At 67.8% G+C, this 20,902-nt stretch carries 21 protein-coding genes; 14 read left to right on the plus strand and 7 right to left on the minus strand.

Annotated elements, in window-relative coordinates; genetic code table 11:
• From ACP7BH_RS16715 to ACP7BH_RS16725, 3 genes are read left to right on the plus strand one after another with little or no spacing between them, the layout of a single operon-like run.
• Window positions 1–822 (plus strand): DUF6597 domain-containing transcriptional factor, encoded by an 822-nt coding sequence (locus tag ACP7BH_RS16715; protein ID WP_425986988.1) that lies wholly within the window; start codon window positions 1–3, stop codon window positions 820–822.
• A 33-nt stretch (window positions 823–855) separates the two neighbouring features.
• Window positions 856–1,332: a DUF6265 family protein gene (locus ACP7BH_RS16720; protein WP_425986990.1), complete on the plus strand. Its 477-nt coding sequence runs from the start codon at window positions 856–858 to the stop codon at window positions 1,330–1,332.
• An 11-nt stretch (window positions 1,333–1,343) separates the two neighbouring features.
• Window positions 1,344–1,820 (plus strand): GNAT family N-acetyltransferase, encoded by a 477-nt coding sequence (locus ACP7BH_RS16725; RefSeq protein WP_425986992.1) that lies wholly within the window; start codon window positions 1,344–1,346, stop codon window positions 1,818–1,820.
• Here ACP7BH_RS16725 and ACP7BH_RS16730 read toward each other — a convergent pair.
• The gene (locus tag ACP7BH_RS16730) at window positions 1,817–2,113 is read right to left on the minus strand and encodes a hypothetical protein (protein ID WP_425986993.1); all 297 of its coding nucleotides are present in this window, start codon (window positions 2,111–2,113) and stop codon (window positions 1,817–1,819) included. The genes ACP7BH_RS16725 and ACP7BH_RS16730 overlap by 4 nt on opposite strands.
• 234 nt (window positions 2,114–2,347) lie before the next feature.
• Here ACP7BH_RS16730 and typA point away from each other — a divergent pair, with 234 nt between their 5' ends.
• From typA to ACP7BH_RS16760, 6 genes are all read left to right on the plus strand, one after another.
• Window positions 2,348–4,180, plus strand: coding sequence for a translational GTPase TypA (gene typA / locus ACP7BH_RS16735; protein WP_135194301.1), 1,833 nt, complete (start codon window positions 2,348–2,350; stop codon window positions 4,178–4,180).
• A gap of 44 nt (window positions 4,181–4,224) precedes the next feature.
• A complete protein-coding gene (gene glnD, locus ACP7BH_RS16740) occupies window positions 4,225–6,927 on the plus strand; it encodes a [protein-PII] uridylyltransferase (protein WP_425986994.1) in 2,703 nt (900 codons plus the stop codon).
• A 36-nt stretch (window positions 6,928–6,963) separates the two neighbouring features.
• Complete coding sequence (gene murJ, locus ACP7BH_RS16745; RefSeq protein ID WP_425986996.1) at window positions 6,964–8,559, plus strand: murein biosynthesis integral membrane protein MurJ; 1,596 nt, start codon at window positions 6,964–6,966, stop codon at window positions 8,557–8,559.
• A gap of 123 nt (window positions 8,560–8,682) precedes the next feature.
• Entirely contained in the window at window positions 8,683–9,723 is a 1,041-nt protein-coding gene (gene trpS / locus ACP7BH_RS16750; RefSeq protein WP_425986997.1) for a tryptophan--tRNA ligase, read from the plus strand.
• Window positions 9,724–9,798: 75 nt separating this feature from the next.
• A complete protein-coding gene (locus ACP7BH_RS16755) occupies window positions 9,799–10,494 on the plus strand; it encodes a GNAT family N-acetyltransferase (protein WP_425986998.1) in 696 nt (231 codons plus the stop codon).
• A 14-nt stretch (window positions 10,495–10,508) separates the two neighbouring features.
• Window positions 10,509–10,973: an OsmC family protein gene (locus tag ACP7BH_RS16760; RefSeq protein WP_425986999.1), complete on the plus strand. Its 465-nt coding sequence runs from the start codon at window positions 10,509–10,511 to the stop codon at window positions 10,971–10,973.
• 19 nt (window positions 10,974–10,992) lie between these two features.
• On the opposite strand, the gene ACP7BH_RS16765 is transcribed toward ACP7BH_RS16760, so the two are convergent.
• Genes ACP7BH_RS16765 through ACP7BH_RS16775 form a run of 3 tightly spaced genes read right to left on the minus strand, consistent with a single transcriptional unit; the run spans window position 10,993 to window position 13,161 of the window.
• Complete coding sequence (locus tag ACP7BH_RS16765; protein WP_425987000.1) at window positions 10,993–11,904, minus strand: NAD(P)/FAD-dependent oxidoreductase; 912 nt, start codon at window positions 11,902–11,904, stop codon at window positions 10,993–10,995.
• Between the two features lie 4 nt (window positions 11,905–11,908).
• Window positions 11,909–12,397 carry an Rrf2 family transcriptional regulator gene (locus ACP7BH_RS16770; RefSeq protein WP_425987001.1) on the minus strand — a complete coding sequence of 163 codons (489 nt, stop codon included), beginning with the start codon at window positions 12,395–12,397 and terminating at the stop codon, window positions 11,909–11,911.
• Window positions 12,398–12,453: 56 nt separating this feature from the next.
• Window positions 12,454–13,161, minus strand: coding sequence for a dienelactone hydrolase family protein (locus ACP7BH_RS16775; protein ID WP_425987002.1), 708 nt, complete (start codon window positions 13,159–13,161; stop codon window positions 12,454–12,456).
• Window positions 13,162–13,398: 237 nt separating this feature from the next.
• On the opposite strand from ACP7BH_RS16775, the gene ACP7BH_RS16780 reads away from it, so the two are divergent.
• On the plus strand, window positions 13,399–13,941 hold the full coding sequence (locus ACP7BH_RS16780; protein WP_425987003.1) for a PadR family transcriptional regulator: 543 nt from the start codon (window positions 13,399–13,401) through the stop codon (window positions 13,939–13,941).
• Window positions 13,938–14,738 (plus strand): siderophore-interacting protein, encoded by an 801-nt coding sequence (locus ACP7BH_RS16785; protein ID WP_425987004.1) that lies wholly within the window; start codon window positions 13,938–13,940, stop codon window positions 14,736–14,738. Before ACP7BH_RS16780 ends, ACP7BH_RS16785 begins: the two co-directional genes overlap by 4 nt.
• Before the next feature lie 3 nt (window positions 14,739–14,741).
• Here ACP7BH_RS16785 and ACP7BH_RS16790 read toward each other — a convergent pair whose 3' ends face one another.
• Together ACP7BH_RS16790 and ACP7BH_RS16795 are read right to left on the minus strand one after the other, a co-directional pair.
• Complete coding sequence (locus ACP7BH_RS16790; protein WP_425987005.1) at window positions 14,742–15,383, minus strand: alpha-ketoglutarate-dependent dioxygenase AlkB; 642 nt, start codon at window positions 15,381–15,383, stop codon at window positions 14,742–14,744.
• Complete coding sequence (locus ACP7BH_RS16795) at window positions 15,346–15,717, minus strand: hypothetical protein (RefSeq protein WP_425987006.1); 372 nt, start codon at window positions 15,715–15,717, stop codon at window positions 15,346–15,348. The genes ACP7BH_RS16790 and ACP7BH_RS16795 overlap by 38 nt, the downstream gene beginning before the upstream one ends.
• A gap of 291 nt (window positions 15,718–16,008) precedes the next feature.
• Between ACP7BH_RS16795 and dnaK the strand changes: the two genes are divergently transcribed.
• From dnaK to dapB, 3 genes are all read left to right on the plus strand, one after another.
• Window positions 16,009–17,916: a molecular chaperone DnaK gene (dnaK, locus tag ACP7BH_RS16800; RefSeq protein WP_425987007.1), complete on the plus strand. Its 1,908-nt coding sequence runs from the start codon at window positions 16,009–16,011 to the stop codon at window positions 17,914–17,916.
• 173 nt (window positions 17,917–18,089) lie between these two features.
• Window positions 18,090–19,292 (plus strand): molecular chaperone DnaJ, encoded by a 1,203-nt coding sequence (gene dnaJ, locus ACP7BH_RS16805; protein ID WP_425987008.1) that lies wholly within the window; start codon window positions 18,090–18,092, stop codon window positions 19,290–19,292.
• Window positions 19,289–20,038: a 4-hydroxy-tetrahydrodipicolinate reductase gene (gene dapB, locus ACP7BH_RS16810; RefSeq protein WP_425987009.1), complete on the plus strand. Its 750-nt coding sequence runs from the start codon at window positions 19,289–19,291 to the stop codon at window positions 20,036–20,038. Before dnaJ ends, dapB begins: the two co-directional genes overlap by 4 nt.
• A gap of 120 nt (window positions 20,039–20,158) precedes the next feature.
• Here the strand turns inward: dapB and dnaQ are convergent, their stop codons facing one another.
• A complete protein-coding gene (gene dnaQ, locus ACP7BH_RS16815) occupies window positions 20,159–20,881 on the minus strand; it encodes a DNA polymerase III subunit epsilon (protein WP_425987010.1) in 723 nt (240 codons plus the stop codon).
• Between the last annotated feature and the right edge of the window lie 21 nt (window positions 20,882–20,902).

Genomic DNA, 20,902 nt, shown 5'->3' on the forward strand with positions numbered 1-20,902 from the left:
GTGGCCTCGGGGGAGGAACGGTATCATGAGTTCGCGCCGCCGCCGGCCTTGCGGCCCTTCGTCCGCGTGATCTGGACCTATGCCGCACCCGATCCCTCGCCGACCATCCAACGCATTGCGCCCGATGGCTGTCCCGAGCTGATCTTCGACCTGGGCACCCCCTATGCGGAACGGGGCGACGATGGCGAATTCCGCCTGCAGCCCTCGGCCCTGTTCGCGGGGCAGATGACCCAGCCCCTGGTCATGCGGCCGACCGGTCCGACCGAACTGGTCGCCATTCGGTTCGAGCCTGACGGCGCGCGGGGCTTTCTGGGGCGGCCGCTGAGCGAGGCGACCGACCGGCGGCTGGACATGGTCGAGCGCCTGGCCGGGTTCGTCGCTCCGGCCGGGGATCCGACGGGGCAGGTCGCGGCCATAGCCCGCTGGCTGGACGCGCAGAGGCGTGGCGCGGACTGGACCATCGATCCGTTGATACGCGCGGAGATCGAGGTTGCCGCCCTTGATCGCCCGGCGCCGGCACGATCGCCGTCCGAGCAACGCGCCCTTCAGCGCCGGTTCGCGGATCGGGTCGGGGTGTCGCCGCGCCTGCTGCGTTCGATCTTTCGGTTTCGGCGGGTGTTCGATCATGCCGCCGACCCGGACAGGGCCGAGAGCTGGCTCGCGGCCGGGCTGGAGGCCGGCTATTTCGACCAACCGCAGATGGCGCGCGATTTCCGCCGCTTCCTGGGCTGCACCGCCACCGAATGGGCGCACGAGCAGCATGAACTGGCCCGCGCCATCGCGTCGCAAACCTACAAGCCGTCGGAACCGCACCCCGCCTAGTCTGGACGCATCGACCGGAGAGGGAAGACGACGATGCTGACCCCGCTGCTATTCGCCGCTGCGCTTCACGCGGACCTGCGACCCGACCTGGGCTGGATGTCCGGCTACTGGCTATCGTGCGAGGGCGGACGCGAGGTCGGCGAGACCTGGAGCGATCCCCGTCTGGGCCTGATGCTGGGAACCTCGTTGACGGTGCGCGACGGCCGGGCGGGGTGGGAACTGTCCCGCATCGGCCCCCTCGATCCGACCCCGGCCGCGCGCCTGGCCTATTTCGCCCACCCGGAAGGCCAGGCCGTCACCGTGTTTCCAGTGATCGACGCCGGTCCGAGCCGCGTCGTTTTCGAACAGGCCGCCGACGACGACTTTCCCAAGCGCGTCGTCTATGAACGCGAGGGCGATGTCCTGAACGCCCGGATCGAAGGCGTGATGGACGGTCAGGAAAGGATCATCCGATGGCGCTTCCAGAAGACGGAACTGAACGCGCGCTGCCCCAGCCCACAGCCGGGCTAGACTGGCGGCCCATGCGGCCTGACGACATTGCTGCGGTGGTCGAGGTCGCCCGCCTGTCCTTCCCCGACCATTTCGAGGATCGCGCCTGTTTCCAGAACCGGCTGGCGCTGTATCCGCGCGGCTGTTTCGTGCTGGCGGAGGGCGACGCTGCGCCCAAAGGCTATCTGATCGCCTATCCGTGGAAGGCCGAGAGCGCGCCGCCGCTGAACACGGTGATCGAGGGCCTGCCCGCCGAACCGGCCCTGATCTATCTGCACGACCTGGCCCTGCATCCCCAGGCGAGAGGCGGCGGGGTCACCGGCGCGATCGTCGGGCGTCTGGCGGAACAGGCGACCGAGGACGGCTGGCCCGCCATCGCCCTGGTCGCGGTCAACGACGCGGTCCGCTTCTGGGCCCGGCACGGTTTCGTGGAGGAGGCGGCCGAAGGGATGGCGGCGAAACTGGCCAGCTACGGGTCCGACGCGCGCTATATGACGAGACTGCTCTAGGGCCGGTTGAGGGCGGTCTGCCCACCCGCTCTCACAAAGTTCGTGCGGTGGGGCTGCGGCAGGGCGTTGTAGGCCCGGCGTCTCATCTCGCGTTCGCAGACCAGCGGATCGCCCACGGAGTCAGGCGTCAGGACGGCGCGATGCGCAGCGCACCATTCATGGCTGGCCACCCGGATACGCCCCGCAAGGATCAAGGCTTCGCCCGGTCGAGCCATGTGCAGACCCTGAGCATCGACGCGCATATCCGGCGCGTCGCCAGCGAGCAGCGCAGCCGAAAGCATAAGTCCCAACATCATCATCTCCGCTTTGAAACCGAGCCTGGATCAGGCTTTTCATGCAGAAGAGACGATGGCGGATGTCATCAGATGCGGCTGAGCAGATGAAATATCGGTAAGCCGGCAATCACAGCTGTGAACGCCCGCTCTGGTGTTTCTGTCCACATGCCTGTAAGAGGCGCGCGCCTCCCGCATGCCTTTTCATGACCAGCGGCCGCCCGTATGCCGGCCGCGCCTTTTCGCGATTATCAAATGAACCTGCGCAACGTCGCCATCATCGCCCACGTCGACCACGGTAAGACGACCCTGGTGGACCAACTGCTCGCCCAGTCCGGCGTCTTCCGAGCCAACGAGGCGCAGACCGAGCGCGCGATGGACTCCAACGACCAGGAAAAAGAGCGCGGCATCACCATTCTGGCCAAGTGCACCTCGGTGCTCTGGAACGGCAAGGCCGGTGAAACCCGCATCAACATCATCGACACCCCCGGCCACGCCGACTTCGGGGGCGAGGTCGAACGCATCCTGGGCATGGTGGACGGCTGCGTCATCCTGGTCGACGCCGAAGAGGGCGTCATGCCCCAGACCAAGTTCGTGCTGACCAAGGCGCTGAAGATGGGTCTGAAGCCCATCCTGTGCATCAACAAGGTCGACCGCGCCCACGCCGATCCCGACCGTGTCCACAACGAGGCCTTCGACCTGTTCGCCGCCATCGGCGCGACGGATGAGCAGTTGGACTTCCCCCACATCTACGCCTCGGGCCGCAACGGCTGGGCGACGATGGATCTGAACGTCCCGAACGACAACCTGGCCCCGCTGTTCGACCTGATCGTCGACCACGTCCCCGCGCCCAAGGTGCAGGACAACCGCGACAAGCCGTTCCAGATGCTGAACGTGCTGATCGAGTCCGACCCCTTCCTGGGCCGGATCCTGACCGGCCGGATCGAGAGCGGCAAGGCCGTTCCCGGCATGGCGATCCACGCCCTGGACCGTGAAGGCAAGGAAATCGAGCGCGGCCGCATCACCAAGGTGCTGGCCTTCCGCGGCCTGAAGCGTCAGGCCCTGGACGAGGGTTCGGAAGCGGGCGACATCGTCGCCATCGCCGGCATGTCGAAGGCGACCGTGGCCGACACCCTGTGCGCCATGGAAGTGACCGACGCGCTTCCCGCCCAGCCGATCGATCCGCCGACCATCTCCATGACCGTCTCGGTCAACGACAGCCCCCTGGCCGGTCGCGAAGGCGACAAGGTCCAGTCGCGCGTCATCCGCGACCGCCTTCTGAAAGAAGCCGAGGCCAACGTCGCCATCCGCGTCACCACGACCGAAGGCGGCGACGCCTATGAGGTCGCCGGCCGTGGCGAACTGCAGCTTGGCGTTCTGATCGAGAACATGCGCCGCGAAGGCTTCGAGGTCTCGATCTCGCGTCCGCGCGTGGTCTTCCAGGAAGGCCCGAACGGCGAGAAGATGGAGCCGATCGAGGACGTCATGATCGACGTCGACGACGAGTTCTCGGGCATCGTGATCGAGAAGCTGTCGGCCCGTAAGGCCGAAATGACCGACATGGGGCCGTCGGGCGCCGGCAAGACCCGCATCAGCCTGAAATGCCCGTCGCGCTCGCTGATCGGCTATCAGGGCGAGTTCCTGACCGACACGCGCGGTTCGGGCGTTCTGAACCGGGTCTTCAGCCACTACGAAGAATACAAGGGCGCGATCGCCGGCCGTCTGAAGGGCGTGCTGATCTCGAACTCGGACGGCGACACAGCGGCCTTCGCCCTGTGGAACCTGGAAGATCGCGGCGTCATGTTCGTCGGCGCCGGCGAGAAGACCTATCAAGGCATGATCATCGGCGAGAACGCGCGCTGGGATGATCTGGACGTCAACCCGATCAAGGGCAAGCAACTGACCAACGTCCGCGCCTCTGGCAAGGACGAGGCCGTTCGCCTGACCCCGCCGCGCCAGATGTCGCTGGAACAGGCCATCGCCTATATCGACGACGATGAGTTGGTCGAGGTGACGCCGAAGTCCATCCGCCTGCGCAAGCAGACGCTGAACCCGTCGTTCCGCAAGAAGCGCGTTCGCCCCGAGTAATCCTCCACTGACGCGAAGGGGGATGCGGCCTATAGGTGGCTGACATGACCGTTTCGCCCAGTCTGGATGACCGCCTTGACGAGGCCGCCCGCGCGGGAGATCCGCGCGCGGCGGTCTCTGTCGTTCTGCGCGAGACCTATGACGCCGCCCGCGCCCGCGCCGAGCGCAAGCTGGATGGGGGCATGAAGGGGCGCGATGTCGCCCGCCTCTACGCCACGGCCGCCGACGACATGCTGGCGAGCCTGTGGCGGGTCGCCACCCAGGTCCTGTTCCCCGTCTCCGCCGTCGAGAGCGAACGGCTGTCTCTGGTGGCGGTCGGAGGTTACGGCCGGGGCGTGCTCGCGCCCTTTTCCGATCTGGACCTGCTGTTCCTGCGTCCCGCCAAGGCCACGCCGCGCGGGGAGAGCGTCATCCAGTTCGTCCTCTATGTGCTGTGGGACCTGGGCATCAAGGTCGGACCGGCGGTGCGCTCGGTCGAGGAATGCCTGATCCTGTCGCGCACCGACATGACGGTGCGGACCACACTGCTGGAGGCACGGCATCTGGCGGGGGACGAACGGCTGTCGGACCTGATGATCGGCCGGTTCCGCGACATGGTCTCCAAGTCCGACCCGCGACCCTTCATCGCCGCCAAGCTGGAAGAGCGGGCCGTCCGGCACCAGAAAGCGGGCGTAACCCGCTACAAGGTCGAGCCCAACGTCAAGGACGGCAAGGGCGGGCTTCGCGACCTGAACACCCTGTACTGGATCGCCCGATCCCTGGCGCCCGACAGCCGGCTGGGCGCGACGGTGATGGACGAAATGTTCACCTCGCGCGAACGTCGCGCCTCCGACGACGCCTTCGACTTCCTGTGGCGTGTGCGGATCCATCTGCACCTGATCGCGGGACGGGCCGAGGAGAAGTTGACCTTCGATATGCAGCCCGAGGTGGCCCGACGCATGGGCTGGCAGGGGCGGGGCGACGAGCCGGCGGTCGAACGGTTCATGCGCCGCTATTTCCTGGTCGCGCGCGACGTCGGCGCCCTGACCCGCGCCATGTCGGCCAAGCTGGAGGCGCGGCACCAGAAGACGGCGCAGGGTCTCTCGCGGCTGATGACCCCGTTCCGGCCCGCCCGCCGCAAGATGGAGGTCGAGGGTTTCTGGGTCGATCAGGGCAGACTGTCGGTCGAAGGGCCGGAAGTGTTCGCCGCCGATCCGGTCAAGCTGCTGACCCTGTTCGTCTGTGCGGATCGTCACGATCTGGACCTGCACCCCGACGCCTTTTCGGCCGTGACCCGGTCGCTGTCTCTGGTGACGCCCCGGCTGAGGCGCGATCCGGCGGCGACGCGGGCCTTTCTGGACATTCTGGCCCACGGCCAGCGGCCCTATCGCGTCCTGACCATCATGAACGAGACGGGCCTGCTGGGCCGGTTCCTGCCCGAATGGGGGCGGATCGTCGGCCAGACCCAGTTCAACATGTACCACGCCTATACGGTGGACGAGCATACGCTGCAGGCCATCGGCATCATCAACGACATCGCGCGCGGCAAGCTGAAGGACGACCACCCGCTGGCCACCGAGATCGTCCAGCTGATCTCGGACATGGAAGCCCTGATGCTGGGCATGCTGCTGCACGACGTGGGCAAGGGCGGCGAGCGGGGACAGCTGGAGGACGGCGCCATCGCCGCACGCCGGGCCTGCGAACGGCTGGGCGTCGATCCGCGCCGTATCGAACTGGTCGTCTGGTTGGTGCGAAGCCATCTGGCGCTGTCCGACTATGCCCAGAAGCGCGACCTGTCGGACCCCGCCACCATCCGCGCCTTCGCCGAGCTGGTGGGCGATCCCGAACGGTTGCGGATGCTGCTAGTGCTGACCGTCGCCGACATCCGCGCCGTAGGGCCGGGCGTCTGGAACGGCTGGAAGGGTCAGCTGATGCGCACCCTCTACAACCAGGTCGCCGGTCTTTTCCGGGGCGAGGACGTGGCGCGTGAAGACCCGCTGGCGGAGCACCCGGCCCTGGTCGAGCGTGCGCGTCAGACAGGCTCCGCCGCCGAGGCCGCGCCGACCGCCCCCGTCGCGGGGCTGGCTGTCCAGACCACCGAAATCTCCATCGCCGCCGCCGACCGGCCGGGCCTGTTCGCGGATCTGGCCCAGACCATGGCCGCCCTGGGCGCCGACGTGACCGACGCGCGGGTGGCGACGCTGGACGGCGTGGTGTTGGATGTGTTTCGCGTTCAGGACGGGGCGGGTCTGCCCTATGGCCAAGCCGAACCGCGTCGCCTCACCGCCCTGGTCGAGGCGCTGGAAAAGGCCGCGCGCGGCGACGGTCGCATCGGCCAGGCGCCCGACCCGACCGGCAACGCCCGAAAAGCGGCCTTCGAGGTTCGGCCCGTGGTCATGGTCGATCACCACGCCAGCGAGGTCGCCACCGTGGTCGAAGTGTCCTGCGCGGACCGGCCCGGCCTGCTGGCGGCCCTGTCGCGCGTGTTCAACGACGAAGGCCTGAACATCCGCTCCGCCCACGTCGCCTCCTATGGCGAGCGGGCGGTGGACAGCTTCTATGTGGTGGATGGCAAGGGTCGAAAGATCACCTCGGAACAGCGGATCGCCGAACTGCGCACCGCGCTGGAGGCGGTGCTGGACAGCCGCGCCCCGGCCCCCGCAGGCCGCAAGGTGGCCTCGGCCCGCGCCAGCGCCCGCGACGTCTCGGACCTGGGCCGCCGCAGCCCGCGCGCTAAGCCCGTATCCCCCGGCGAGCAAGCGCGCTAAGCGAAAGTCTTCCTCCGCGCCCTGTCGAATGTCCGCATGAGCCTCGCCCGCAATACCCTGGTGCAGTCGACCCTAACGCTCGGCAGCCGCCTGCTCGGTTTCGCCCGCGACCTGGCCCTGTCGGCGAACTTCGGCCAGGGGGCGCTGATGGACGTCTGGTCCACGGCCCTGATGCTGCCCAACATGTTCCGCCGCCTGTTCGCCGAGGGCGCCTTCGCCCAGGCCTTCGTGCCGGTCTATGGCGGGGTCAAGACGCGCGAGGGCGACGAGGCGGCTGCGGTGACGGCGTCGGAGGCCATGTCCTTCATGTTCGCCGTGGTCGCGGCCTTCTGCATCCTGCTGCAGGTCGCCATGCCGTGGATCGTGCCCCTGCTGCTGTCGGCCTGGAAGGACGACGCCGAGGTGATGCGCGTCGGGGTGATCGCCACACAGTTGGCCATGCCCTATCTGGCCTGCATGACCATCGCCTCGCTGCTGTCGGGGGTGCTGAACACCGGCGGCCGGTTCGCCCTGTCGGCGGCTGTGCCGGTCTTTCTGAATCTCTGCACCCTGGCGCCGCTGTTGGGCGGCTTCTTGTTGCCGGTCTCGCCCGCCGCGGTTTTGCTGGCCACCAGCGCGGCGGTCACCGTCTCTGGGGTCATCCAGGCCGGCCTGCTGTGGTGGGGCGTGCGGCGTCTGGGCGTGAAGCTGAAGCTGGGCCTGCCGCGCCTGACCCCGAACGTGAAGCGCGCCCTGGCTCTGGCCGTGCCCGGCGCCATGGCCGGGGGGGCCATGCAGGTGAACTCGGTCGTGTCCCAGGTGCTGGCCGGCTCGGACGCCGGGGCGCGTTCGGTGCTGTACAACGCCGACCGCCTGTACCAGCTGCCGCTGGGCCTGGTCGGGGTGGCCATCGGCCTGGCCCTGGTGCCGCGCCTGACCCGGGCCTTCGTCTCCGGCGACCACGAGGGCGGGCAGAAGACGCTGGACGACGGGATCAACCTGGCCATGGCCTTCACCCTGCCCGCCGCCGTCGCCCTGTTCGTCATTCCCTTCTTCATCATCGACGCCACGGTGACGCGCGGCGCCTTCACCAGCGCCGACGCCGCCCGCACCGCCGACGTGCTGCGCCAGTTCGCCTGGGGCGTGCCGGCCTTCGTCCTGGCCAAGGTCCTGACCCCGCCCTTCTTCGCCCGCGAAGACACGCGCCGACCCATGTATTTCGCCGTCGCCGCCGTGATCATCACCGTGATCCTGGGCTCAGGCCTGTTCTTCTGGTTCCGCGCCCTGGGCTGGGACGGGGTGCTGGGTCTGGCCATCGCCACCAGCGTCTCGGCCTGGGTCAATGTCGGCCTGCTGGCCGGGGTGCTGATCCGCGAGAACAGCTGGCGGCCGTCGCCGGCCTTCGTCTCGCGCATCGCCCGCGTCCTGGCCGCCAGCGCGGTCATGGCCGGCCTGCTGCTGCTGGCCGGGATCAACTATGGACTGCTCAGCCGGGTGCTGCTGGCCAAGGAGATCGCCGTCCTGGCGGTTTGCGGCCTGGGCGCGGGCGTCTATGGCGTCTGCCTGTTGGCCTTCCGGGCCGTCACCCTGTCAGAACTGAAGGCGACCCTGCGCCGCGAGCCCGGCGGTTCGGCCGTGTCCGGTCTGGACTGAACCCCGCCAAGGCGATAAGCGCGAGCCATGATCCTTTCGGGCCCGATCTTCGACCGGCGATGGCGCGGCTGAACCGCCGCACCCTTCGCCACGCCTGACCCTGACTTTTCGAGACCCGAATCCATGACCGATCAATCTCCGCCGGCCCTCTACACCGGCCCACGCCGCATCCTGTCCGGCATCCAGGCCTCCGGCGCGCTTCACCTGGGCAACTATCTGGGCGCGCTGAAGCGGTTCGTCGAACTGCAGGACCAGGGCGCGCCGGTCTTCGTCTTCGTCGCCGACATGCACGCCATCACCGTCTGGCAGGAGCCGGACAAGCTGGCCGCCCAGACGCGCGAGATCGCCGCCGCCTATCTGGCCTCGGGCCTGGATCCGGCCAAGTCGATCATCTTCCCGCAGTCCGCCGTCCGCGCCCACGCCGAACTGGCCTGGATCTTCAACTGCGTCGCCCGCCTGGGCTGGCTGGACCGGATGACCCAGTTCAAGGAGAAGTCGGGCAAGCATAAGGAACGGGCCTCGGTCGGCCTCTACACCTATCCCGTGCTCCAGGCCGCCGACATCCTGCTGTACAAGGCGACCGAGGTCCCGGTCGGCGAGGACCAGAAACAGCATCTGGAACTGACCCGCGACATCGCCGCCAAGTTCAACAACGACTTCGGCGTCCCCGGCTATTTCCCCGTGCCCGAGCCCATCATCCAGGGGCCGGCGACGCGCGTCATGTCCCTGCGCGACGGGGCGGCCAAGATGTCCAAGTCGGACCCGTCCGACAACAGCCGCATCAACCTGACCGACGACGCCGACACGATCGCGTCCAAGATCCGCAAGGCCAAGACCGATCCCGAGCCCCTGCCGGAAACCCTGGACGGACTGAACGATCGGCCCGAGGCCAAGAACCTGGTCGCCATCTACGCCGCCCTGGCCGGCCTGACCCGCGAACAGGTGATCGAACAGTTCGGCGGTCAGGGCTTCGGCGCTTTCAAGCCGGCCCTGGCGGATCTGGCCGTGGCGTCCCTGGCGCCCGTCACGGACGAGATGCGCCGCCTGATGGACGACCCGGCCGAGATCGACCGCGTGCTGAAGGACGGCGCCGAACGCGCCGCCGAAATCGCCGATCCGGTGGTGGACGAGGTCAAGAAGATCGTCGGCTTCTGGCGCGGATAGGCCGCTGGCGGTTTCCGGACGCGGCGTCGCGGCGACCTGTTCCGCCGCCGCGCCGCCGGGGCTAAAATCGCGACCATGAGCCATCCCCTCGACCGCGCCGTCTGGAACGGCCTGACGACGCGGCTGTCGTCGTTCACGACGCCGGATTCCGACGCGCGCGCCGTGCGCATCGATCCCGAGGTCGGGGTTTTCCTGTCGGCCGCCGACGCCTCTCGCGAAAGCCGCGCCCGCCTCACAGAACTCGCCCGCCTGCACCCGGGCGCGGGCCTGGTCGAGCACGCCGACGGCCCCATGGCCGACGTCCTGCCGGACGGAATCGCCGTGGATCGCCGCATCGGCCTGGTGCAGATGACCTCGCTCGCCCTGACGCCGGGCAAGGCGCCGACCATCGCCTTCGAGACCCTGACCCCGGCCGACGCTCCGGCCATGCTGGCCCTGGCCACCCTGACCCGGCCCGGTCCCTTCCGCTCCAGAACGCGCGAACTGGGCCCCTTCATCGGGGTGAAACGGGACGGCGAACTGGTCGCCATGGCCGGGCGCCGTCTGCGTGTGGACGGCTTCACCGAACTGAGCGGGGTCTGTACGCACCCCGACCATCGCGGCAAGGGCTATGCGGCCGCCCTGTCGCGCGCGGTGGTGGGCGAGATCCACGCCTCGGGCGAGGCCGCCTTCCTGCACGCCTTCGCCGATCATGAGGCGACCATCGCCTTTTACCGCTCGCTGGGCTTCGAGGTTCGGGCGCCGATGGTCTATACGATCCTGGCCGACTGACGGGGGAGACCACCATGGGCGTGTACGAAGCCAAGATCGCCTGGAGCCGGGGCGACCAGCCCTTCCTCGACAAGCGCTACAGCCGCGCCCATTCCTGGACCTTCGACGGCGGCGCGGTGGTGCCGGGGTCGTCGGCCCCGGTCAGCGTGCCCTTGCCGATGTCCGATCCGGCCGCGGTCGATCCGGAAGAGGCTATGATCGCCTCCCTGTCCAGCTGCCACATGCTGTGGTTCCTGGCCTTCGCCGCCAACGCCGGCCTGGTGGTCGACACCTATGTCGACGAGGCCTCGGGCAAGATGGGCAAGGACGAGAACGGCAAGAGCTATCTCGCCCAGGTCACCCTGCGCCCCTTCACCAGTTTCACCGGCCGCGAACCGGATCAGAGCGAGATCGACGCCCTGCACCACCAGGCCCACGACCACTGCGAAATGGCCCATTCGGTGCGCGCGGAAATCACCGTCGAGGCGACGATCGGCTAGGTCGGATCAGGCGCCTAGGCTAGGCCCGCGCCGTCTCCTCCTCGACCAAGGACCGGAACAGGCCGTGAGCGGCGACCATGCCGTCCGAAGTCGCCAAGGTGATGTTGGACGCGGCGCGCGCCAGGTCGCCGGCGGCGAAGACGCCCGGCTGGGACGTCGCCTGCATGGCGTCCACCTTGATGACCCGGCCCATCGGCGTGTCGGTCATCTCGCAACCCAGCCGCTCGGCGAAGGGGCTGGCGACGCGAACGCTGGCGCCGACGAAAATGGCTTTCAGCTCCACGAAGCGGCCGTCGGTCAGTTGGGCCCCGGTCAGCGTCGGGGCCTCGCCCTCCAGCCGGGCGATGGGCGTGGTCTCTATGGTGACGCCGCGCCGGTAGAGCAGATGGGCGTCCTCCGGTGACAGCCCGACCTCCAGCCCCATGAACAGGGTCACCTGGCCCCACTCCGCCACGGTGGCGGCGTACTGGACCGCATGGTCGCCGCGGCCCAGCACGCCGATGGGGCCGCCGCCGATCTCATAGCCGTGGCACCAGGGGCAGTGCAGGGCCGTGCGGCCCCAGCGTTCCTTGACGCCCGGAATATCGGGCAGGACGTCCTCGACCCCATGCGACAGCAGAAGCCGGCGGCCACGGGTCCGCGTGCCGTCGGCGAAGGCGACCGAGAAGCCGCCGTCGATCCGCTCGATCGCGACCGCCTCGGCCATGCGGAAGGCGGCGGTGGGATAGGCGGCGACCTGGGACCGGGCGGCGGCGGCGATCTCGGCGCCGGGCTTGCCGTCGTTGGTCAGGACGCCGTGGGCGCGGGCGGCGAAACGGTTGCGGGGCTTGCCGTCGTCGATGACCAGCACCCGGCGACGGGCGCGAACCAGCTGCTGGGCGGCTGACAGACCGGCGTAGGAGCCGCCGATGATCAGGGCGTCATGCGGCATGGGTTCACTTGGGGCGATGGGCGTTGAGACGGGCATTCAGCAAATCCCTTTTTGGGTGTTCAGCCATCCGGCGCGCGAAGTCCGCCGCCAGATCGGCCAGGGTGATCTCGTTCAGCCGCGCGACCAGCAGGGCGCGGGCGGCGGCGTAGGTTTCGGCCAGGGCGTCGTTGACCGCCGCCTCGACCAGGCAGCCGTCGGCCTCGACCGGCGGGGTTTCGGGAAACAGGCCGGGCCCGCCCAGGGCCGTGTTCACCTGGCCCAGGGTCACCTGGTCCAGCGGCCGGGCCAGCCGCCAGCCGCCGCCATGCCCCTTTTCCGAAGCCACCAGTCCCTGCTCACGCAGGCCGGCCATGGTCCGGCGCACCACGACCGGATTGGTCGACAGGCAGACGGCCAGTTGGTCCGAGGTCATGGGCGCGCCGGTTCGCGCCTCGTGCTCGGCCATGTGCAGCAGGGCGTGGAGGATGTTCGAGAGGCGGGAATCTCTTTTCATGTAACTTCAATTGTTACGTGACGTGCCCTGCGTCAAGGCGCCGACCGGAATTCTTTTCAGACGTTGGGCGCGACGTCGGTCAGGAAGGCGCGGAAGCGGCGCAGGGAGTCCTCGGTCAGGTCCGGGTCGTGGCGCATCGGGCCGTTGTTGGTCGGTTCGTCGAAGGCATGGGTGCCGGCGGCGACCCAGCTTTCGACCTCGGCGCCGCAGTTGCGGATCATGGCGTTGACCAGTTCGGCGTTGCGCACCGTGGTCAGGTGATCGCGCTTGCAGGTGACGGCCAGCACCTTGGGGCAATGCCGCCAGGGCTTCATCCGGTTGAAGGCGAACGGGCCGATATACGGATAGGCCAGCCAGACGGCCTGCACGCCCGACAGGTCGGCCGCGCCGGGATCGGCCACGCCCAGGGTGTTCGGCGCGGGGTCGGCGCTCATCATCTCCATGATCGACCAGCCGCCGTGGCTCCAGCCGGCCAGGGTCAGCCGGGTCGCGTCCACGTCCGGTCGGGCCGAAATCCCCTGAATGGCCGCCAGGACGTCGCCGGCCCGCTCATAACCCCGGAAGGCCAGGCCGGTGCAGACCGCCGTGAGGGTGAAGGCCCGGCCCCAGCCGCGCGGGCCGTAGGAATCGATGATGAAGGCCCGCCAACCCGCCGCCTTGGCCGCCGCGGCGTAGCGGGGCAGGTGGTCGCGCAGGCCGCCGCAGCCGTGGAACATCAGAACCGCCGGCCGGGGCCGGTCGTCGTCAGGACCCACGACGGTCATATGGGGTTCGAGGCGGGCCCAACGGCGCTTGAGGTCGTCCATCCCCGATTTACGCCGCAGCTTGCGCCCGAACGCCAGCCCCTCTTGCAGATTTCGTCATTCAGATATATCTAATCGCTCGTGAATAGATATATCGAAAAGGAATCGATCATGAGGTCCAAGGGGATCTTTCAAGGACGCCGCGACGGATGCGGCGAAAAACACGGTCGTCACGGCGGCTTCGCCTCCGGGCGTGGTATGCGCGGTGGACACGGCGCCGACTTCGGTCCCGGCTGGGAAGGCGGCGAGGGACGCGGTCACGGCCAAAAGCACGGACGGCGCGGCGGCGGTCGTCTGTTCGACCACGGCACGCTGCGTTGGGTGCTGTTGTCGCTGATCGCCGAAAAACCCAGCCACGGCTATGAGCTGATCAAGGCCGTCGAGACCCGACTGGGCGGCGCCTATTCGCCCAGCCCCGGCGTGATCTACCCCAGCCTGACGCTGCTGGAAGAAATGGGCGCTCTGAGTTCTCAGACCGACGGCGGCAAGAAGCTGTATTCCATCACCGACGAGGGTCGGGCGCTGCTGGTCGAGAACGCCGAGGTGTTGCGCGCCGCCGAGGCGACGATGGACAAGTTCTCCGCCCGCGCCCTGCGCCCGGCCGCGATCCAGGACGCCATCGGCCGCCTGCGCCACACGATCCACGGCCGTCTGACGAGCGAGACGGCGCTGACCGACGATCAGGTTCAGGCCATCGCCGCCATCCTGGCCGAGGCCGCCGACAGGGTCGAAAAGGCATGAGCGTGCGTGAGGCCCGCCGGGTGCGGCACGAACTGAAGTTTCGCACCCTGTCGGTGGTCTCGATCGAGGCCCTGACCCCGACGCTGAAACGGATCGTGCTGGGCGGCGACGACCTGACCGGCTTCGTCAGCGCCGGGTTCGACGACCATGTTAAGATCTTTCCCATGCGGGACGGAGAGGCCGCGGTTCTGCCGACGCCAGGGCCGGACGGGCCGGTCTTTCCCGAACCCCGGCCGGTGGCGCGCGACTATACGCCTCGCGCCTATGATCCCGCGACCAACCGGCTGACGATCGACTTCGTCATCGGCCATGGCGGACCGGCGACGGAGTGGGCCGAGGCGGCGACGGTGGGTAGCGTCCTGGGCGTCGGCGGGCCGCGCGGTTCCTTCGTCGTGCCGACCGACTATGCCGATCATGTGCTGGTCGGCGACGAGACGGCGCTGCCGGCCATCGCACGTCGATTGGAAGAGTTGCCTGCCGGTGTGCGCGTCCTGACGGTGGTCGAGGTCGAAGACGCGACCGCGCGTTTGGCGCTTGCGACCCGCGCGGACCTGACCCAGATCTGGGTCGAGCGGACAGGCGCTCGCGGACAGGCCGACGCCCTGATCGAGGCCGCGTCTGCAGCGGCGGCCGAAGTCTCACGCGACGACGCCTATGTCTGGATCGCGGCGGAATCCCAGGTCGCCAAGGCCTTGCGCGCGGCCCTGATCGCTCTGGGCTTCGATCCGAAGGCGATGAAGGCGGCGGGCTACTGGCGTCTGGGCGATGTCGGCGCCCATGAGGTGATCGACGGCTGAGCCTCAAGCCCCCGCGCAGCGCAGGGTCAGATTCAGACGCCCGCCGCCGGGGATCAGCCGCGACGACCCCTCCAGCACGCGGTCGATCCCGTGCCGGGCCAGTCGCGCCGAACCGGTCAGGGCGCAGACGTCGCCGCTTTCCAGCTTCAGCATCGTGGTGCGCCCGCCCTCGGCCGCGCCGATGCGAAACATCGCCGTATCGCCCAGCGACACAGACAGGACCGGCGCGCCGAGATCGGCCTCGTCCTTGTCCTGGTGCAGACCCATCTTCGCCCCCTCGCGATACAGATTGACCAGACAGGCGTCCGGCGGCGCGGGCCAGCCCACAGTGGCGTCCCAAAGGTCCAACAGAATTTGCGGGATCGCGGGCCAAGGCCGGCCCGTCTCGGGATGCGTCGCTTGATAGCGATAGCCGCGTCGATCCGAGACCCAGCCCAGCGGTCCGAAATTGCTCATCATTACCGAGAAGGGCCGGCCGCCCGGCGTTGTCGGTCGATAGAGCGGAGCCTGATCCAGCCGCGCGAACACCTCGGCGACCAGATCGGCCTGCGCCGCCGCATCGAGCGCCCCCGGCCACAGCCGAAAGCCCTCGACAGCGGTCTTCACCTCAGCGGGTGTAGCTGTATTCGCCGATTTCGCAGACATTGATGCGTGAACGGATCAGTTCCTCGCCGTTGGTGAACTCGGCCTTGAAGTCATAGATGCAGGCGCCCGAGCCGTCATCGATATTGATGCGAACGTTCTGCCCGTTTTCCAGCACGTCGTCGCCCAGGATGTCCTCTTCCCAGTCGTCCTTGCGCGAGTCCGACGCATAGAAGCGCAGCATGGTCCAGCCGGTGCGGTTCTTGATGGTGACGTGGCGGTCGTAACCGTCGCGCGACTGAATCGTCGGCGCCGTTGCGGGCGGCGGTGCGGCCGCAGCGCCTGCTCCGATAAGAACGGCCATGGCGACCGCCGCCTTGAGCATGGTCTTGATCATTGTTTCCTCTCCCTTCCTCGATCGCGATCCCCTGAGCGCGACGAAAATTCTTATGCCTCACAATCGCGGGCCCCGCATCTTCGAATTTCGTCGTTCTGTGAAAGGGGTTGAATCGCAGAACGCCCTTGCAGGCCGGGGGGATTTTCCCATATCGGGGCCAGCTTCGGAGAAACCCCGCGAAACTTGGGGCTATCCAGCCTGATCCACGCCAACCCAACCGGGGGCGGTCACGCGCGGCGCTTCCTCGAAGGCCGCCGCATCGCCCGCTGAACGAGAGAGACTGAAGAGCACATGGCCAAGATTATCGGCATCGACCTCGGCACCACCAACTCCTGCGTGGCCGCCATGGACGGCAAGACCCCCAAGGTCATCGAGAACGCCGAGGGCAACCGCACGACCCCGTCGGTCGTGGCGATTCAGGACGGCGCAGAAGTGCTTGTGGGCCAACCCGCCAAACGCCAGGCCGTCACCAACCCGTCCAACACCTTCTTCGCGATCAAGCGCCTGATCGGCCGCAGCTTCGATGATCCGGTGGTCGCCAAGGACAAGGGCATGGTGCCCTACGAGATCGTCAAGGGTCCGAACGGCGACGCCTGGGTGCGCGCCTTCGGCAAGGACTATTCCCCCCAGCAGATCTCGGCCTTCATCCTGCAGAAGATGAAGGAATCGGCCGAGGCCTTCCTGGGCGACAAGGTGACCCAAGCCGTCATCACCGTTCCCGCATATTTCAACGACAGCCAGCGCCAGGCCACCAAGGACGCCGGCAAGATCGCCGGCCTGGAAGTGCTGCGCATCATCAACGAGCCGACCGCGGCGGCCCTGGCCTATGGGCTGGAGAAGAACGACGGTCAGAAGATCGCCGTCTATGACCTGGGTGGCGGCACCTTCGACGTCTCGGTCCTGGAAATCGGCGACGGCGTCTTCGAGGTGAAATCCACCAACGGCGACACCTTCCTGGGCGGCGAGGACTTCGACCTGCGCCTGGTCGATTACCTGGCCGACGAGTTCAAGAAGGAACAGAGCGTCGATCTGCGCCAGGACAAACTGGCCCTGCAGCGCCTGAAGGAAGAGGCCGAAAAGGCCAAGAAGGAGCTGTCGACCACGACCCAGTACGAGGTCAACCTGCCGTTCATCACCATGAACGCATCGGGTCCGCTGCACCTGAACATCAAGCTGACGCGCGCCAAGCTGGAATCCTTGGTCGACGACCTGGTCCAGCGCACCATAGAGCCGTGCCGCAAGGCGCTTGCCGACGCCGGCCTGAAGGCGTCGGACATCGATGAAGTCGTGCTGGTCGGCGGCATGACCCGCATGCCCAAGGTCGTGGAAGCCGTGAAGGCCTTCTTCGGCAAGGAGCCGCACAAGGGTGTGAACCCTGACGAAGTCGTGGCCCTGGGCGCCGCCGTTCAGGCCGGCGTGCTGCAAGGCGACGTCAAGGACGTGCTGCTGCTGGACGTGACGCCTCTGACCCTGGGCATCGAGACCCTGGGCGGCGTCTTCACGCCCCTGATCGAGCGCAACACCACGATCCCGACCAAGAAGAGCCAGACCTTCTCGACCGCCGACGACAACCAGTCGGCCGTGACGATCCGGGTCTTCCAGGGCGAGCGTCCGATGGCGTCAGACAACAAGATGCTGGGTCAGTTCGACCTGATGGGCATCCCGCCGTCGCCGCGCGGCATGCCGCAGATCGAGGTCGCCTTCGACATCGACGCCAACGGCATCGTCAACGTCTCGGCCAAGGACAAGGCGACCAACAAGGAACAGTCGATCCGCATCCAGGCGAACGGCGGCCTGTCAGACGCCGACATCGACAAGATGGTCAAGGAAGCCGAGGCCAACGCCGCCTCCGACAAGATCCGCAAGGACCTGGTCGAGGCCCAGAACGCCGCCGACAGCCTGATCAACTCGACCGAGAAGGCCCTGGCCGACCACGGCGACAAGGTGGGCGCGGAAGAGAAGACGGCCATCGAGACCGGCCTGGCCGAGCTGAAGACCGCACGCGAAGGCACGGACGCCGAAGACATCCGCGCCAAGACCAACACCCTGGTCCAGGCCTCGATGAAGCTGGGCGAGGCCATGTACGCCCAGCAGCAGGGCGCGGGCGAAGGTGACGCCGCCCCGGCCGACGACGGCGTGGTGGACGCCGAGTTCGAGGAAGTCTCGGACACGGACGGCGACGACAAGAAGAGCGCCTGATCCGCCACAGTGCGCTGAAATGATACGGCCCCGCTTGTCTTGCGATAGGCGGGGCCTTTTTCTGAAACTTGCATCGTTCGTCCCGGCCCCCATGTCAGCCGGGACACCGTTTTCCTCCAGGGTCCGCAGAGATCCGGGGCGAACGGCAGGGGAAGTATGAGGACGGACGCCCGATGGCGCGTGATTATTACGAGGTTCTTGGCGTCGAACGCACGATCGACGCCCCTGGTCTGAAGGCCGCCTACCGCAAGCTGGCGATGATCCATCACCCCGACCGCAACGGCGGTTCGGAAGAATCGATGGCCCAGTTCAAGGAAATCTCCGAGGCCTATACGGTTCTGTCGGACGAGCAGAAACGGGCCGCCTACGACCGGTTCGGCCATGCGGGCGTGAACGGCGGCGCAGGCGGCGGTTTCGGCCAGGGCCAGCAGGGCTTCTCGGACATCAACGACATCTTCTCGCAGGTGTTCGGCGATGCGTTCGGGGACGCGTTCGGCGGCCGTCAGCAGGGCCGGGGACAACAGGGCGGGCCGCGTCGCGGCTCAGACCTGCGCTACGACCTGGAGATCACCCTGGAGCAGGCCTACAAGGGCGAGGATGTCGATCTCGACATTCCCTCGACCACGACCTGCGACACCTGCGAAGGATCCGGCGCCAAGCCGGGCACCAAGCCCGTAACCTGCACCACCTGCCAGGGCGCCGGTCGCGTGCGCCAGGCCAATGGCTTCTTCCAGGTCGAGCGCACCTGCCCCCGCTGCCACGGCCAGGGCCAGATGATCGCCGATCCTTGCACGACCTGCCACGGTCATGGCCAGGTCCGCAAGAACCGCACCCTGAACCTCAAGATCCCGGCCGGCGTCGACGACGGCTCGCGCATTCGCCTGTCGGGCGAGGGCGATGCGGGCCAGCGCGGCGGACCGCGCGGCGATCTCTATGTCTTCATCTCGGTGACGCCGCACGACCTGTTCGAACGCGACAACCTGGACCTGCTGGTCACCGTGCCCGTGCCGATGACGGTGGCGGCCCTGGGCGGCGAGATCGATGCGCCCTGCCTGGTGTCGGACGCCTGCGACGGCAAGTGCAGGGCCGCCGTCACGGTGCCGGCCGGCGCCCAGACCGGCAAGACCGTCCGCATCAAGGGCAAGGGCATGCCCCATCTGAACGGCCGCAACCGGGGCGACCTGGTCGTCGAGCTGTTCGTCGAGACGCCCACCGATCTGACCGCGCGCCAGCGTGAGTTGCTGGAAGAGCTTGCCCTGTCGTTCGGCGAGGGGCAGAACCCTCGCAACTCCAGCTTCGCCGGAAAGGCGAAGCGCTTCTGGGCAGACATCCTGGGCAATCAGGATGCGGACGGATCGAAAGAGAACGCGGTTTGAGCGCAATCTTCCACGCCGGCATTTCCGGCTATCGCGGCCGGATGGGTCGCGCGGTTTCGCAGGTGCTGGACGCCCGCGAGGACGTGGTCGTCGCCGCCCGCTTCGACTGGGGCGAGACGGCCGACATCTCTCTTTGCGACGTCATCATCGACTTCTCGACCCCCGACGCCTCGGTCGCGCTGGCCCAGGCGGCGGCGGAACGCGGCGGTCCGGCCCTGGTCATCGGCTCCACCGGCTTTACGGCCGAGCAGGAGGCCGAGCTGATGAAGGCCGCCGAGAAGATCGCCATCGTCAAGAGCGGCAACTTCTCCCTGGGCGTCAACATCCTGATCGGCCTGGTCCAGCACGCGGCCCAGCGTCTGGACGCCCAGGACTGGGACATCGAGATCACCGAAGCCCACCACCGCAGGAAGGTGGATTCGCCGTCAGGCACAGCTCTGATGCTAGGCGAAGCCGCCGCGGAGGGCCGGTTCACTGATCTGTCCGAGATTCAGTCCAAACCCTATGACGGGGTTCAGGGCGAACGCGAAAGCGGCAAGATCGGTTTCTCCTCCATCCGCGCCGGCGGCATCATCGGCGAACATACGGTGCTGTTCGCCTCCGAGGACGAGGTCCTGACCCTCAGTCACTCGGCTATTGATCGCAGCCTGTTCGCCAAGGGCGCCGTCGCCGCCGCTGCCTGGGTGCGAACACGCAAGACCGGCCTCTACGACATGCAGGACGTGTTGGGCTTCCGTCAGGCTTGATGCCTGGGGCGCTGACGCGCCGCGCTATGTTCGCCCCCGGGTCCGATCTTTGATCGGCCCGAGGACAGGCTCTGCGGTCGCTCACGACTTGAGCGCCTCCGGCGTCTGCTGGTTCAGCGACTAGGCCGCGTCTTCCTGCGCCGGCAGGCCATAGGCCTCCCACAGCGAGCGATCCTTCAGCGCCTTGGCCAGGAAGGCGACGTGGGCCGCCTGTTCCTCGGGCGTGGAGCGCAGCGCCAGTGGGCGCGGACGCTGGCCATAGGCGGCGATTTCCAACGCGCCGCCGGGTCCGCGGCCGACCGGGCCGGACGACAGGTCCAGCACCCGCTCCTTGCCGCCGCGAAGCTCCAGATAGACTTCCGCCAGCAGACGGGCGTCGATCAGTGCGCCGTGCAGCGTCCGCTCGACCAGCGACACCTTGTAGCGTTTGCACAGAGCGTCCAGGGAGTTGGGCATGCCTGGAAACCGGGTCTGGGCCAGTTTCAGCGTGTCGATCCAGCGCGCCTCGCCCGTGATCGGCCGGCCGCACAGCTTGTACTCATGGTCGATGAAGTTGCGGTCGAAGGCCGCGTTGTGCGCGATCATCTGCGCGTCGCCGATGAATTCGATCAGGTCGTCCGCGATCTCGGCGAACTTGGGCGCATCCTTGACCTTGTCGTCGGTGATGCCGTGGACCCGGATCGCATCGGGAGGGATCAGCCGCTCGGGATTGACGAAGCGGTGGAAGGTGCGGCCGGTCGGCAGCAGATCCTGGATCTCGATACAGCCGACCTCGATCAGCCGATCGCCCGTCTTGGGGTCGAAGCCGGTGGTCTCGGTATCCAGAACGATTTCGCGCGCCATGTCCCCTTAATGGAGACATTC

The sequence above is a fragment of the Brevundimonas sp. TWP2-1 genome (assembly GCF_049897645.1).
Classification (GTDB): Bacteria; Pseudomonadota; Alphaproteobacteria; order Caulobacterales; family Caulobacteraceae; genus Brevundimonas.

Excerpts from the sequence above, each read along its gene's own strand:
- ACP7BH_RS16720 (WP_425986990.1), top strand. The coding sequence starts at position 856 with ATGCTGACCCCGCTGCTATTCGCCGCTGCGCTTCACGCGGACCTGCGA.
- ACP7BH_RS16725 (WP_425986992.1), top strand. The coding sequence starts at position 1,344 with ATGCGGCCTGACGACATTGCTGCGGTGGTCGAGGTCGCCCGCCTGTCC.
- ACP7BH_RS16730 (WP_425986993.1), bottom strand. The coding sequence starts at position 2,113 with ATGTTGGGACTTATGCTTTCGGCTGCGCTGCTCGCTGGCGACGCGCCG.
- typA (WP_135194301.1), top strand. The coding sequence starts at position 2,348 with ATGAACCTGCGCAACGTCGCCATCATCGCCCACGTCGACCACGGTAAG.
- glnD (WP_425986994.1), top strand. The coding sequence starts at position 4,225 with ATGACCGTTTCGCCCAGTCTGGATGACCGCCTTGACGAGGCCGCCCGC.
- murJ (WP_425986996.1), top strand. The coding sequence starts at position 6,964 with ATGAGCCTCGCCCGCAATACCCTGGTGCAGTCGACCCTAACGCTCGGC.
- trpS (WP_425986997.1), top strand. The coding sequence starts at position 8,683 with ATGACCGATCAATCTCCGCCGGCCCTCTACACCGGCCCACGCCGCATC.
- ACP7BH_RS16755 (WP_425986998.1), top strand. The coding sequence starts at position 9,799 with ATGAGCCATCCCCTCGACCGCGCCGTCTGGAACGGCCTGACGACGCGG.
- ACP7BH_RS16760 (WP_425986999.1), top strand. The coding sequence starts at position 10,509 with ATGGGCGTGTACGAAGCCAAGATCGCCTGGAGCCGGGGCGACCAGCCC.
- ACP7BH_RS16765 (WP_425987000.1), bottom strand. The coding sequence starts at position 11,904 with ATGCCGCATGACGCCCTGATCATCGGCGGCTCCTACGCCGGTCTGTCA.
- ACP7BH_RS16770 (WP_425987001.1), bottom strand. The coding sequence starts at position 12,397 with ATGAAAAGAGATTCCCGCCTCTCGAACATCCTCCACGCCCTGCTGCAC.
- ACP7BH_RS16775 (WP_425987002.1), bottom strand. The coding sequence starts at position 13,161 with ATGACCGTCGTGGGTCCTGACGACGACCGGCCCCGGCCGGCGGTTCTG.
- ACP7BH_RS16780 (WP_425987003.1), top strand. The coding sequence starts at position 13,399 with ATGCGCGGTGGACACGGCGCCGACTTCGGTCCCGGCTGGGAAGGCGGC.
- ACP7BH_RS16785 (WP_425987004.1), top strand. The coding sequence starts at position 13,938 with ATGAGCGTGCGTGAGGCCCGCCGGGTGCGGCACGAACTGAAGTTTCGC.
- ACP7BH_RS16790 (WP_425987005.1), bottom strand. The coding sequence starts at position 15,383 with ATGTCTGCGAAATCGGCGAATACAGCTACACCCGCTGAGGTGAAGACC.
- ACP7BH_RS16795 (WP_425987006.1), bottom strand. The coding sequence starts at position 15,717 with ATGATCAAGACCATGCTCAAGGCGGCGGTCGCCATGGCCGTTCTTATC.
- dnaK (WP_425987007.1), top strand. The coding sequence starts at position 16,009 with ATGGCCAAGATTATCGGCATCGACCTCGGCACCACCAACTCCTGCGTG.
- dnaJ (WP_425987008.1), top strand. The coding sequence starts at position 18,090 with ATGGCGCGTGATTATTACGAGGTTCTTGGCGTCGAACGCACGATCGAC.
- dnaQ (WP_425987010.1), bottom strand. The coding sequence starts at position 20,881 with ATGGCGCGCGAAATCGTTCTGGATACCGAGACCACCGGCTTCGACCCC.